The sequence below is a fragment of the Rhodococcus sp. P3_B8 genome (genome assembly GCF_056402775.1).
On the sequence record NZ_JBFUGT010000170.1, the window covers coordinates 1 to 13567 of the forward strand.

Genomic DNA, 13567 nt, shown 5'->3' on the forward strand with positions numbered 1-13567 from the left:
GTCATGAGGCGTTCCTTTGCCACCAGCCGTTCGGCCGTCGTGAGGACCCTGTCGATGTCCGACGCGGCGACAAAGGTGACGCCGCTGCCGTCGGCGATGACGTAGTCGCCGTCGGTGACGGTGACGCCGTGGATCTGTACCGGGTCACCGACGCTGTCCTCGACGAAGCGTCCACGCGCGGTGAACGGCACGGTGGTGAGCGCGGACACCGGCAGTCTCAGTTCGCGGATCTCGTCTACGTCGCGGCAGGCGCCGTCGACGATGACCCCGCCGACGCCTTTGATGACGGCGGCTTGGGCGAGCAGCCCGCCCCACGAGCCGGCGGTGGGTGTGCCGCCGTGCTCTTGCTGAACGACGATGACATCGCCGGCGTCGGCCCGCTCGATCGCCGCGGTACCTAGATGCCGACTACTCGTTCGTCCGTCGGCGGGGACCGTGCGCATCGTGACGACTCGGCCCGCCGTGCGGCTGCCCTCCCAGACCGGGCGTAACCCTGCGACCCCACCGGTCAGCCCGAGCGTGTCGAGGGCATCGGACACTACGCATGCGTCGAGGTCGAGTAGGCGATCACGGTAGCTGTTCACAGCGATCTCGCCCACGTCAAAAACCCCATGCCGCAGCCGGATCCAACTGTGGACCGGTAGGCGGGGATGTAGTCGACGACCTTGGCGGTGGCGTCCTCGAGCGCTGCCCCGACGACGATCCAGTTACGGATCTCAGAGCTTCCCTCGGTCAGGCCTGCGACCGGGATCTGCGCCAGTGYCTCGTGGTCGTGGCGTTCGAGGGCGCTTAGAAGACCCCGGTCGAGGCCCTCGTCGATGATGGGGTGCGTGAGTCCACCGGATGCAATGAGAGCGACGCGCAGGTCGGAGTCCCAGCTTTCGATGGCGGCGCGGAGTCCCTGCCCGAGTTCGACGCACCGCCGCGGTGTGGGCTGGTTCGGGGGATAGTAGGTGTTGAGCATGATCGGGGCCAGCGGCAGGCGGGGCAATCCCTCGAAGAGCCGGCGGTAGATGAAGGTGAATGCGTGTCCGAGGCTGCGGCCGGTGGGCTGCTCGCTGAACTGGGCGATGTCGAATCCGTTTTCGACGAGGTGCTCGACGAGATGCTGGCCCAATTCGGGAACGGTGCGGTAGGTCTCTTCCTCATCGGCGTGGTAGTACTCATACGCCGATTCCATGGTTTTCGGATAGACCTCCATTCCCGGGGGACGATCGTCGAGGGACTCGCCACGGAAGATCGCGACCGCCGGCATGATGTCGTCGAGGAAGAGCTCGCGCTGATCGTCACCAACGACCAGGAGGACATCGGGTTTCATCTCGAGCAGTTCATCGCGCGTGCGCTCGAGCGCTTCCTGGCATGCCTGGTGGCGGGCCTCCATCTGTCGAAACTCGATCTCCCGAGCGAGTTCTTCGGGTGTGCGTGGTGACGACGGAAGATTGAGTTCCTTCAGATGCGGCTGCTCGAGGTCACCGTGTGCGCGCCACCCGCCGGGTTCGATTGACAGCTGCGGGCTGTGTGACACTCCCGCGCCGCCGACAATGTACGCCATGTGCAATCCCTTCTAATCTGGTTGATTTGTCCGGCTTACAGCCGGACACTCACGTCGGCGGCGGATCCGAGCGAGTGACGGTAGTAATCCCATGTCCACTCCGCGTAGGTCAGAGCGGCTTTACGGCTGTTGACGAAGCCGGAAACGTCTTCGGCGTCGGCTTGGGTCAGCACGGCCGGTTCGGCGCCGGGTATCGCGTAGGTCGAGAGCGTCAGGTCGGCAAGGGTTTCGAGCTTGATCGCCCGCACTGTGGCTTCCTGCAGGGTCGCTCCGACCGAGACCACGCCATGGCCTCGCAGAAGACACACGTCCTTGTCGTCCATCGCGGCGGCCAACTCCCCGCCACGCTCCGGGCGGTCGATCAAGACTGCCCGTTCGTAGATCGGCACGCCGCGAACCGCAAGTTCCATTGCGCCGGGATCGTAAGCCCCGATGGTCGGAGTCAGCGGCAATCCCAGTATTCCGACGAGCAGGGACGACCGTGGGTGGCCGTGGACGACCGCACCCACATCGGGCCGTTTGCGGTAGATCTCGGTGTGGATGGGCCACTCGCCTGGCAACGCATAGCCGCCCGGGAGGTCAGCGTTCGTCGATTCCAGATCGACGATGTGGATGTCATCGGCGATGGTGAACTGGACGCCGGGATCGTGTGGTGGGCGGCACCGGACGAGGAACATGTCGCTGTCGGGGACACGCATGCTTACGTGCCCGGTGATCTCCCGCACGCAGCCAGTCGCCGCGAGGATCCGGCAGGACAGCGCAACGGATTCCCGCAGGGCTCGGATATCGGCGGAGTCAGACACGTGAGGTTCCTTTCGTCAGGTGGCGGAGCGCGGCGGCCATCCGGGCGGGCTCGATGAAGACCCGGATTCCGGACGACGCCAGAGTGGTCATCCCCGCCTCCGCCAGTGGGCGGGCAACGAGCCAGGTCACGAGGATCGGTACATCCGAACGTGACCTCGCCGCTGCGATTTCGTTGGCGACCCGTACGGCGTCGTTGCCGGTGATGCTGGTGAGGACGATGCAGACCGCGTCCACGTGCGGATCGACGGCGACGACGTCGATGACCTCGGTGAACAGGCCGGGTGTGAAGGCTCCCTCGGCGGTGATGTCGAGAGGATTGGCGACGCTGGCGAACTTGGGCAGAAGACCAGCGAGGGCTTGGGCGGTGCCGTCGGTGAATTCTGCTGTGTCCAGATCGTTCAATGTCAGCAGATCCGCGGTGGCGCTGCCCGCGCCTCCGGATGTCGTGATGACCGCGGCCCGCCGGCCCCGTGGAGTCGGGTAGTCCGCGAGAGTGGAGGCGACTTCGAGGAGCTGGCTCATTTCCTCGACCTGGATGGCGCCCGCCTCCTCCAATACGGCTCGGTAGGCGTCTTGACTGCCGGCCAAAGCACCGGAGTGTGAGGCGACTGCGCGTTGGCCGGCAGCGGTGACGCCGGTCTTGAAGACGGTGACTGGGATGCCGGCATCTCGTGCGGTGTGCAGTGCCCGGCGGAAGGCGGCACCGTCGGAGACCCCCTCGAGGAAGACCGCGATGGATCGCGTGGTGTCGAGACCTGCGAGGTAGCTGATGTAGTCCGCCACATCGAGATCGGTTTGGTTGCCTACGGTGACCCAGTCGCCGATGCTGTAGCCGTCGGAGATCTCGCGTGAGACGAGGCTGCCGGCGACGGCGCCGCTCTGGGCGACGAGGCAGACCCCCGACGGGGTGTCGGGGAACCTGTCGATTGCTTGCGAGAACGTCGCCGCCATCTTGTGGTGCGCACTGACGATCCCGATGGTGTTCGGGCCGCACAGGAGCGTCTCGGAGCCTTCGACGGCGTCACGCAGTTCGGCGTCGAGGGCGGCACCTTCCGCCCCCACTTCCCCGAATCCGGAGGCGAACACCATCACGGCGCGAACGCCTCGTGCGACGCACTCGCGGACCGCGGCGATGCTGGCTGAGGCCGGGAGCGCGATGCACACCAGCTCCGGGGTATCGACGAGTTCGTCGATACCCCGCACCACAGGGAGCCCGTCGATCTCTCCGCCGGCCGGGTTGACTGGGTACAGCGGTCCGCGGAAACCGTTGCGCCGCAGTGCCCGAATCACTTTCCCTCCCGGACGATCCGGTTCCCGAGAGGCACCGACCACGGCGATCGATCGGGGCCGGAACAGCGTGGTCAGGTCTGGTCCGGGGGCGGCGGGAGTGGTGGAGTCCTGCACAGGCAAGACGACTGCGCTGGCGTCGAGGACCAGGCACCGGCCGTCCGGAAGGATTCGAACCGGGTTCAGATCCAGTTCCGCGATCTCCGGAGCCTCGACCGCGAGCCTGCTCACTCGCGCGACGATTCCGCAGAATTGTGCGGTGTCGACCTCCGGCGCCCCGCGAAACCCCTGAAGTAGTCGCGAGGACACCAGGGAGTCCAACATCGTTGCTGCTTGCTCGGCCGTGACCGGCGCCGGGTGACGGGCCACGTCTCGGAACAACTCGACCGTGACTCCGCCGAGCCCGACGATGAGAATTGGGCCGAAGGTGGCGTCCCGGTTCCATCCGACGAACAGATCGGTGCCCTCCGGCGCCATCTCCTGGACCACGATGCCGGCGTCGGCGAGACCGAGCACCGAGATCTTCTGGTCCAGACGCTCGTACGCCGCACGAACCTCGTCCGAGGTGGATAGTTTCAGTTCCACCAGCCCGGCGTCCGTCTTGTGGACCACCTCGTCGGACACAGCTTTGAGCACGACTGTCCCGCCGAGACGCAGAGCCGTCTCGATCGCTTCGTCGCTGTGGGTGACCCGCACGCTGGTGACGAAGGGCAATTCGAGCGGTGCGAGAAGGTCGCGTGTACTCGATTCACCCCACGTACCGGTCCGGGGAACTGTTGCGGTCACGGTCACAGACCTCCCCTGTTGATCGCATCACGGGAGATGAGAAGACGGTGGATGTCGTTGGTGCCCTCGACGATTTGGAATACCTTCGCATCGCGATAGGCCCGGGCGACCCCGTATTCCTCGGAGACACCGTAGGCACCGTGGATCTGAACCGCATCGGTGGCCGCCGCCTGTGCGGCGTCGCTCGCAAACATCTTCGCCATGCTGGCTTCGATCCGCGCGCGGCTTCCGGTCTCCATCTCGGTTGCGCACTTGTTCGTCAGCAGCCGGGCCGCCTCGATCGAGACCGCCATGTTGGCGATCTTCTGTTGGGTCATCTGAAAGCTGCTGATCGGCTTTCCGAAGACGATGCGTTCCTTCGCGTATTGCACCGATGCGTCCAGGCAGGACTGGGCGAGTCCCACCGCACGTGAGGCGACGGCAAGTCTGCCGCGTTCGACGGCGGTCATCGCGACCGTGAAGCCGTCGCCTTCCTCGCCGAGGAGGGCGTCGGGACCGAGTTGGACATTGTCGAGCACCAGGTCACCGCTGCACAGCGGCCGGAATCCGAGTTTGTTGCGCATCGGGTTCTTGATGACACCCGGCGTGTCGGCGGGAACGATGAACGCCGAGAGCCCCTTCTTACCCAGTGAGGGATCGTTGGTCGCGAAGGTCACGAAGAAGGAGGCTTTGTCGAGGTTGGTGATCCATGCCTTCGCACCATTGAGTACGAAGCCGTCCCCGGTCCGCTTGTACCGCGTCTCGGTACCGGCGACGTCACTGCCCGAGCGCGGTTCGGTCACGCCGGCGCCGCCGAAGATCTGGCCCTCGGCGAGTGGGCGCAGCCACTGCTCCTTCTGCTCGTCGGTGCCGAAGGCGAGCAGGCCGCCGCCGACGAGGGCGGACGGCATGCTCATGAAGACACCCAGGCAGTGATCGACCCGCGAGATCTCCTCGATGATCATCGAGAAGGTCAGGTGATCGAGACCCATACCGCCCCATTCGACGGGGACCACCCCACCGAAGAAGCCGAGGCTCGCCATCTGCTGGAGAAGGTCGAGGGGAATCGACTCCGCCTCGTCGTACGCCTGGACCCGAGGGGCGACCTCGCTGCGCGCGAAATCACGGACCAACTGAATCAGTGAGTCGCGTTCGGCGGTGTCGACGGACGGTTCGAGGATGCTGGTCACAGCGCTCCTGCCGCTTCCAGGTTCTTACGCAGGCGCGGGAAGATTTCGAGGGCGGTGTCGCCGAGCATCTGATCCAGGCCCTTCTCCTCGGCGCCGGGCAGCCCCCGCAGCACGGCCGCGATGTCGTCGGCCCAGCCTTCGGTGGTGGTCTTCTTGTGCGAGCCGTCSCCGGGACGCTCGGTGCCCAGGACGATCCGGTCGGCGCCGATGGCCTTGACGAGCAGGTCCAGCGCCTCCTCGGTGTAGAGCGAGGTGTCGTAGTAGCAGTTGCGGACTGCCTCGTCGAAGGTGCCGGTGCGACCGGTGCCCTCCCAGTAGGTGCCGCGGAAGCGGCCGAGCTGGTAGGGAATCGCGCCGCCCCCGTGGGGGACGACGACCTTGAGGTCAGGGAACAGCTCGAAAGCCTCGGACTGGACGAGCGACATCACAGCCACACTCTCTTCGGAGATGAAGTGCAGGCTCTGGTTCTCACGCAGCGACACGCAGCCGGCGGAGTGCACGAGGAGCGGTGCCTCGTACTCGACGAGCTTCTCGTACAGYGGGTACCAGTACTCGTCGCCCAAGCCCGGAACCTCCTGCGGTGCACGGCCTTCGCTCGGATCGGGGTTGAGGAGCACACCAACGAAGCCCAGGTCGTTCATGCAACGGTCGAGTTCGTCGAAGCAGTCTTCGATCGGGGCGTTCCATGCCAGCGGGAGGTTGGCCATTCCCTGCAGGCGATCCGGGAAGAAGGCGGACTGGGTGGCGATGGCGTCGTTGACCGTCTGCGCCCACCAGTGGACGATGCGAGCCGGCTTCTCCGAGTGCATGAGGCTGTACGGGCGGGCCGACACCAGCTGCACGTCTGTGCCTACGTGGTCGAGCCAGGAGATGTGCTCGCGGGCGAAGTGCTCGAGCTCCTCCGGGGGGATGACTCCGGTCCGGCCGTGGCTCATACCCTCGCGCGCCTCGGAGAAGCCCTTGAGACGGCGGCCGTAGTGACCGCGGGTGCCGATGAGGAACTCACGGTAGCTGTAGAGCTCCGACGGGGCCACGATGTGGCCGTGTACGTCAATTACCTTGCGAGGCATGAACAATGCTCCTTGGTTTGAAGAGTTTGTGTGATGAAGGAAATAGGTAGCGGGATTGCCGGCGGGGCTATTCGGTGTACACCCGAACCGGGTGGCGGGTCTGTTGGTAGTGCTCGACGGCCGCGATGATGGTGTCCTCACCGATGGCCACGATCCACCCACAATCGCGTTCCCGGCACACTGCGGTCGGGAGCCACTCTCCGCAGACCGCGCAGATACTGCCGGTTTTCACGTGCCCTGGGTGTTCGCAGGGTTGGCGGTTCGGATTGGAATTCCTGGCGAACTCGATGAGATCGGTTCTCATGAAGGGACTCGGCTCGCTTGCTCCGCCTCGGCATCGATCAGTTTCGAGAGCGCGGTCAGTCGAGGACTGTACAGGCTCTGGGTCCGCAGGAACGCCGAGACGGGGTTGCCCTTGGAGGCGCCGCCGAAGCCGAGTTCCTTACGCTCCATGGGAAGCTCGATGACATTGCTTTCGGTGGCCGGGTCGTACACGTTCATCACTGGTTCGCCCGCCTCGTTCGAGTCGAGCTGCTTGCGGAGCAGGGTCCGGAATAGAGCGATGCCCTGATCCGAGGAGCTGAGGTTCTCGTCGTGGCGGCTCGCAATCGGTCCTTGCGTCACCCACACCATCGCGTCCTGCGAGTCGATGGTGTCCATACGGAAGGTTCCGTCGTCGTTCTGCAACTTGACGTCGTAGATGTCAGGAAGCTGTCGGACCTGCTGGACCAGATGGGAGAACTTCTCCTCCACGTCGAACCAGCAGTACCAGAAGTGCAGGGTGTTCGTGTCGTCGACGGGAACACGAATTTGCAGCGACTGCAGTCCGTATCCGCCCACCTTGAGAATGTGGGGGAAGTACACCGGGTGTCCGGTCCGCCAGTCCTCGGACTCCTCGGTCTGGCCTTCACGAAGACGACGCTTGATGATGCCGTAGTCGACGAGATCGAAGCCGATCTTGATGTGGTGACCGGCCAGTTCGGTCGGCTCCTCTCCGGCACGTTCGAGGGTGTAGTTGAAGTACTTGCCGTGCAACCACTCGACGTGGGTGGGATCGAATGAGTTCTCCATGATCTGGAGCCAGTTGCAGGGGAYGATCGCCGATCCGATGTCCCGAAACTGCGTGTCGTTTTCCTCGAGCGTGAACAGATCGAGCAGGGGCAGCGCCGGGGTGGGCCCTTCACCGAGGTAGGCGAAAATCAGGCCGGCGAGCTCACGCACCGGATAGCCGGTGATCGAGGCGCGCTCTCGCAGGCGCGGCGAGGCCGGTTCCTGATTGGGTTGTTCGAGGCAACTACCCGTGCCGTCGAAGAGCCACCCGTGGTAAGCACATCGCAGTCCTGGCCCGTCCGGGAAACCGTACGCCAACGACGCACCCCGGTGCGGGCACTTCCGTGTGACCAAACCCAATTCTCCCGCCTCCGAACGGAAGAGCACCAGGTCTTCACCGAGGATGCGCACCGGCTTGACCGGGTTCTCGTCGAGCTCTGTCGCGGCGGCGACCGGCAGCCAATACCGCCGGTAGAGCTCTCCAGCGGGAGTTCCCTTGCCGACGCGGCTGAGTCGTTCGTTGAGTTCAGGTTGAAGCATCAGGACCTCGCACTTTCCGAAACGGATGTTGTTTCATCAATTAGGCTAATCATAGGACCAACCTCCTAGCAAGAGGGTAGAGCAAATAGATTTCGGCGGAACTTACGTTCCCGGCTCCGTGGTTTCGCGCTCGATCGCATACAACTCCTCGAGCCCCGCAATATCCTGGAACTCCTCCCAGATCCGGAAGGCGTCCGCGGGATTTCGGCCACTGGACCGGCCCTCCGCGTGCCGCTGATACACCTCTGTGACCGCCGCCCAGGCGGCGGTTTGGCCGGTGACGGGGTCGATCACCAGGGCGTAACCCATGTCCGCCCACTCGTCAGGGGTGTGCAGATCCAATGACGTCAACGTGGCGACCGGACAGTCGAGCTTCTCCGGAATCAGGGCCCGCTGTTCGGACCCCTCCGGAAGCAACATCACAGCGTCCGCGCCGGCATCGCGATACACCCTGCAGCGTTCGATGGCGCTATCGAAACCCTCATTCTGGATCGCCCCGGTTCGCGCGATGATCAGCAGGTCAGGATCCTCGCGCGCCTGCACGGCGAACCGTACCTTCTTGACCATCTCCTCGGCCGGAATGAGGTGCTCGATATGGCGGTGATGACTCACCCGCTTCGGCGCGACCTGGTCTTCGATCTCGATCGCGTGCGCTCCCGCCCGCTCCAGTTCCGCCACGGTGCGGGTCAGGTGAACGGCATCACCGAATCCAACTCCCCCGTCCACAATGAGCGGCAGGGCGGACCGACGCCGCACCGCAGCCACTGCGGTGGCCAGCTCGGTAAGGGTCAGCAACGCCTCGGACACCGCCAGCGAATACCCCAGGCCCCCGCCGCCGAGATAGCCCGCCTCGAAGCCCAGGCGCGTACACAACCGCGCGGTGAGCGCGTCCGGCGTGTACGGCACGATAATCGGGTCCTTGCCTTCGAGACGGCGTCGAAAGCTGGCTCTGTCGATTCGAGTCATCGGGTCGCGTTTCCTGTCTGCATCAGATCGATGGGATATGTCCGCTATCACCGGCCGCTCACCCACCGAAGACCTTTACGTCACTGTGCTGCTTGCACAACGAAGTCGCTCAGCGGCTGATCGCACCCGTAACTCGTTTTCTCGCAGTCGCGCTCGCAATCGCCAACAGGATCAGAAGCAAGATTCGGGGTGGAGCCATGCGGGTGCCCCTACGGTAAACCCTTGGTTCAATGATTATTCGATACGTGCCACATATTTCACACTTTCTCAGCGGTTCCACGGCGGCGCAAACGTGTGATGCCGACCACTCTATTCGATACCTCGTCGCAGTTCAGCCGCCATTTGTGAGCGAATCGCTGCCCGCTACCCGCCATTTGTCGGTCCAGACTCCGCCATTGGAATGGGTACGACATTAGGTATTGACGCACGTCACATGGAGGGTAATCATAGGACCAACCTCACACCCCGGGATACGAGGCCGCCTGTCTGCTCACCTGCTTCAGACACACGGCATACCAACCATCAGAGGAATTCAGCAATGAGTGGRGACCCATCCGATCTTCCCCTGGACCAGGCACACGGCAACACCGTTGTCTCCCAACAGGAAGTGCGTCGCGTAACCATCTCCAGTTACCTCGGCAACACGATCGAGTACTACGACCACACACTTTTCGCCTCGGCTGCCGCCTTGGTGTTCGGCCCCCTGTTCTTCTCGAACCTCAGTCCCGCCCTCGGGACCATGGCATCCTTCGCCATCCTTGCCACTGGCTATGTTGCGCGGCCCCTTGGCGGCGTCGTCTTCGGGTACCTCGGCGACCGCTATGGGCGTAAGTCCACCCTTCTCATGACTATGACCATCATGGGGGTCGGCAGTGGCCTGATCGGATTTCTTCCGACATACGACCAGGTAGGAGCAATCGCACCGATCCTTCTCGTTCTTCTTCGTATTCTGCAGGGCTTTTCGGTCGGCGGAGAATGGGGCGGTGCTGCTCTGATGACTGCCGAGCACGCGCCGGACGGTCGCCGCGGCCTCTACACAGCGATCGGCCAGGCCGGAATGGCTTCGGGAGGTGTGGCATCGACCCTCGTCATGGCGCTCACAACCCAGCTCCCGGATGAGCAGCTGTTCTCGTGGGGCTGGCGCGTACCATTCCTGCTGAGCTTCGGACTCCTCATCGTGGGTCTTTACATGCGACTGAAGGTGACCGAAAGTCCCCTGTTCGTGGCATACGCCGAACGAGGCGAATCCGTGAAGTTGAGCCGATCACTCCTCGATAACCGAGGCGCACTGCTGCGCGGACTCTTCGCCAGCTTGCCCTCGACAATGTCGTCCTCGCTGTTCGGCAGCTTCGCGGTCTCCTATGCGGTAGGCGCCGGCCACAGCCGCTCCATCGTGCTTACCGCACTCGCAGTCGGATGGGCTCTATCCACTGTGACCATGCCCCTCTACGGTTCGCTGTCCGATCGGGTCGGGCGTCGCACCGTATACATCAGTGCTGCACTCACACTCGTGGTGATCGCCTACCCATTCTTCTGGGCCATCAACTCCATGAACACGGCTCTACTGTTCCTCGCCTTCATCGTCGTGTTCGCAGTGGTCGCCATCGGTATGCAGGCCGTGATTGCAGCTCTACTTACCGAGATGTTCCCGACCGAGTCTCGCTACACGGCGGTATCGATCTCGTACCAGGGAAGCGCCATCCTCGGCGGCCTCGCCCCGGTCATCGCAACCTCTCTGATCACCGCCGCGGACGGTGGCRCACAGTGGGTCGCTGTGATGGTCGCGATCGTTGCCGTTCTCGGGGCAACCATGGTCTGGACAACGGTGGAATCGAGCGGCAAGAGCCTGAGCGCGCGTAACACCGCCAGAGAGCGCCCGGTCCAGCCCGCAGTCGACCCCGTCGGCTGACGCCCAACTCCCTCTAGCTCCGGGCGTCGTGTCGGACCGAACAATCCATCCGTTCCGACACGACGCTTGGCCTTCGACATCCTGTCGTTGCAGGGCAAAGGCGATATCGAGACTTCCGCCACCACCTTCCTGGCAACGAAATTTCATCGCAACGACGTCGCGAGTACAGACAGCCAAAATATCTAGGACCACGTTTGGACAACGTGATGGCGTAGTTCGGCTCTGGCACGACCCCTCGTCGTCGTTGAGCACCACAGCGGTGACTCCGGATATCCCGAAGCCGGCAGACCCAGTCCGGCAGGACGCCCTCCTGGGCTGCGAGTGACCACCACACCACTCCCGGAATTCTCACCGGCGGCTCCAGGCACCGGAACGCGCGCAGTCCGAGATGTTCACTCGCAGGCCGAGAGGAGGTTCTCGACCGCGCTGACGACGACCTGGCGTCGGCGCGCTCTGTCCCGGGGTGCGACCGCGCCGAGCTCGGGTGTCTGGATATGCCAGGACATGGCAAGTGCGCGAACAATAGTAAGAATCTCGTGGGCCGTGTACTGAGTCGGCAAATGCCCTTCCTGCTGTGCCTGAGCGATCTTTTCGAGCTTGGACTGATTCGATGCCGCGATGGACTGCAGCGGCTCCCCGTCGGGCCGCTCGAGCTGATACCAGGTTGCCAGCCTCAGCGTCGACGGGTTGTCCTCATAAAGATCGAAAGCCCGTCCGACGTAACCTGCCAGGTCCGTGGCATCGAACTGGACAGAGTCGGTGAACGCCACCACCTGACTGCTGAAGACCGAGTCGAAGAGGCCGTCCTTGTTCCCGTAGTACGCATAGATCAGCGACTTGTTAGCCTGCGCTACGGCAGCAATCCTGTCGACACGTGCTCCCGCGATCCCGAACTTCGAAAACTCAGTCGTGGCCGCGTCCAGAATTCGTTTCTTCGTTGCTTCTGCGTCCCGTGCCATACCGCCCATCATAACAACTAACTAGTCAGTTTGAACTGCTCGTGTCTTGAGCCGTCCCCTGCAACAATGACTACAGAACGAAACCCCGTTCCAGCGGAACCTTCCGGCTGCGCTTGCCCGTACAGCATCGTCCTAGGAAAACCCATGCACCAACCCGAGTTGTCCGCCCGACCACGGCCTAGGCAAAGGCACTTCCGCGTGCCCGGGCCGTTGACGAGGCGCGGATCAGTCGGTCGTCCGCCAATGATGTGTCACGGTCCATTCGGCCACCCTCTGCCTTCGCAGACCCCGCGACACCTGCGGACCTAGCCGCGATGCCCACTACGCATATCGGTGACGACCTTGTGCCGATCCGATCGGAGATGACCCTGATGCCGGCAAAGACAATTCGCGAGCAGGCGATCGTGACCGCGCAAATTCGCCAGGCCATCGCTGATGGCGACTTCGCTCCCAACCAGCGACTGGTCGAGGCCGACCTATGTGCGCAATACGATGCCAGCCGAAGCACGGTCCGGACCGCACTGCAGGAACTCTCAGCCCAGGGACTGATCGAGCGAATCCAGAACCGCGGTTCCCGGGTTCGGTCGGTGTCACTTGACGAGGCCGTCGAGATCACCGAGGTGCGGATGGTCGTCGAGGGACTATGCGCGGCGAAGGCAGCAAAGAACATTACCGATGCCGAGGTCGAAGAATTGACCGCACTGCGCGGGGCGCTCACGTCCTCCGCTGCGACCGGCGACGTTCTCGAATACTCGAAACTGAACCACCTGCTGCACAGCCGTATTCAGGACATCAGCGCCCAGCGTTCGGCTAGTGAGATACTTGGACAACTAACCGGGCGGCCAGTGCGCCTTCAGTTCAAGTTGTCGCTGCACCCAAGACGTATGGCCGTATCGCTGCCCGAACACATCGAAATCATCGACGAAGTGTGCGCACGTAATCCCGAGCGAGCCGAGGCGGCGATGCGCCGTCATCTCGCGCGTGTTGCCGATGCACTGCGTGAGGTAGCCGCCACGAATGGAAGCGTGGCAGCGCCCCCCGTGGCCTGACCTAGTGCCTCATTGTCTCGATAGCCACAGCGCCCTCGGTGTTCTGACCGCCCGCCCATGCTTCATCGTGTCCGTTGACACCGGCGTCCAGAACCATGTCCCGTACAGGTCCACAATGGCGCGAGAGGACCGAGTGGGCACCTACTGTCTCGACAGATCCCACTCCGCAATGCACGCGGGCACCGAAACAGGTGGCCCACCGCTCCGTCGAGGACCTCACCCGCAACCGTTGCAGAAATCAGCAAGCCATGTTGGGTTCATCCTGAGCGGACCCGGATCGGCAACCGTGCCCGCAGGCGGCGCGTCCGGACCGGAGTTCCCACGGGCTCTCCTGAGCTCGACTGGGTACGGCAGTGCCCTACGTGCCTGTGATTTTCCCGGCCCGTCCATCCGTCGATCCGCGACTGCCCGAGGCCAGCGGCGCCC

12 protein-coding genes are annotated in these 13567 nt (G+C 63.7%); 2 read left to right on the forward strand and 10 right to left on the reverse strand.

Features of this window, described 5'->3' with window-relative positions; all coding sequences use genetic code 11:
• From AC1D1G_RS31140 to AC1D1G_RS31180, 9 genes are all read right to left on the reverse strand, one after another.
• Positions 1–599: RraA family protein (locus AC1D1G_RS31140; protein ID WP_477955049.1), on the reverse strand; the 599-nt coding region annotated here is incomplete at its 3' end.
• On the reverse strand, positions 581–1552 hold the full coding sequence (locus tag AC1D1G_RS31145) for a DODA-type extradiol aromatic ring-opening family dioxygenase (protein WP_477955051.1): 972 nt from the start codon (positions 1550–1552) through the stop codon (positions 581–583). The genes AC1D1G_RS31145 and AC1D1G_RS31140, both read right to left, overlap by 19 nt.
• Positions 1553–1587: 35 nt before the next feature.
• On the reverse strand, positions 1588–2355 hold the full coding sequence (gene phtC / locus AC1D1G_RS31150) for a 3,4-dihydroxyphthalate decarboxylase (RefSeq protein WP_283352031.1): 768 nt from the start codon (positions 2353–2355) through the stop codon (positions 1588–1590).
• Positions 2348–4429: an acetate--CoA ligase family protein gene (locus tag AC1D1G_RS31155; protein ID WP_477955052.1), complete on the reverse strand. Its 2082-nt coding sequence runs from the start codon at positions 4427–4429 to the stop codon at positions 2348–2350. Before AC1D1G_RS31155 ends, phtC begins: the two co-directional genes overlap by 8 nt.
• Positions 4430–4431: 2 nt before the next feature.
• Complete coding sequence (locus tag AC1D1G_RS31160; RefSeq protein WP_477955054.1) at positions 4432–5598, reverse strand: acyl-CoA dehydrogenase family protein; 1167 nt, start codon at positions 5596–5598, stop codon at positions 4432–4434.
• A complete protein-coding gene (locus AC1D1G_RS31165; protein WP_477955055.1) occupies positions 5595–6668 on the reverse strand; it encodes an amidohydrolase family protein in 1074 nt (357 codons plus the stop codon). Before AC1D1G_RS31165 ends, AC1D1G_RS31160 begins: the two co-directional genes overlap by 4 nt.
• Positions 6669–6735: 67 nt before the next feature.
• The gene (locus AC1D1G_RS31170) at positions 6736–6900 is read right to left on the reverse strand and encodes a hypothetical protein (protein WP_164062506.1); all 165 of its coding nucleotides are present in this window, start codon (positions 6898–6900) and stop codon (positions 6736–6738) included.
• 68 nt (positions 6901–6968) lie between these two features.
• On the reverse strand, positions 6969–8258 hold the full coding sequence (locus AC1D1G_RS31175) for a Rieske 2Fe-2S domain-containing protein (protein WP_477955056.1): 1290 nt from the start codon (positions 8256–8258) through the stop codon (positions 6969–6971).
• Positions 8259–8360: 102 nt separating this feature from the next.
• Positions 8361–9290, reverse strand: a complete 930-nt coding sequence (locus AC1D1G_RS31180) for an isocitrate lyase/PEP mutase family protein (protein WP_283352029.1) — start codon at positions 9288–9290, stop codon at positions 8361–8363.
• Positions 9291–9762: 472 nt separating this feature from the next.
• Between AC1D1G_RS31180 and AC1D1G_RS31185 the strand changes: the two genes are divergently transcribed.
• The gene (locus AC1D1G_RS31185; protein WP_477955057.1) at positions 9763–11133 is read left to right on the forward strand and encodes an MFS transporter; all 1371 of its coding nucleotides are present in this window, start codon (positions 9763–9765) and stop codon (positions 11131–11133) included.
• 392 nt (positions 11134–11525) lie between these two features.
• On the opposite strand, the gene AC1D1G_RS31190 is transcribed toward AC1D1G_RS31185, so the two are convergent.
• Entirely contained in the window at positions 11526–12092 is a 567-nt protein-coding gene (locus tag AC1D1G_RS31190; RefSeq protein WP_283352027.1) for a TetR/AcrR family transcriptional regulator, read from the reverse strand.
• Positions 12093–12406: 314 nt separating this feature from the next.
• On the opposite strand from AC1D1G_RS31190, the gene AC1D1G_RS31195 reads away from it, so the two are divergent.
• Positions 12407–13141: a GntR family transcriptional regulator gene (locus AC1D1G_RS31195; protein ID WP_283352026.1), complete on the forward strand. Its 735-nt coding sequence runs from the start codon at positions 12407–12409 to the stop codon at positions 13139–13141.
• Positions 13142–13567: the final 426 nt, after the last annotated feature.

What these genes read in the sequence shown, in the direction of transcription:
- AC1D1G_RS31190 (WP_283352027.1), bottom strand. Translation starts at nt 12,092, where the DNA reads ATGGCACGGGACGCAGAAGCAACGAAGAAACGAATTCTGGACGCGGCC.
- AC1D1G_RS31195 (WP_283352026.1), top strand. Translation starts at nt 12,407, where the DNA reads ATGCCCACTACGCATATCGGTGACGACCTTGTGCCGATCCGATCGGAG.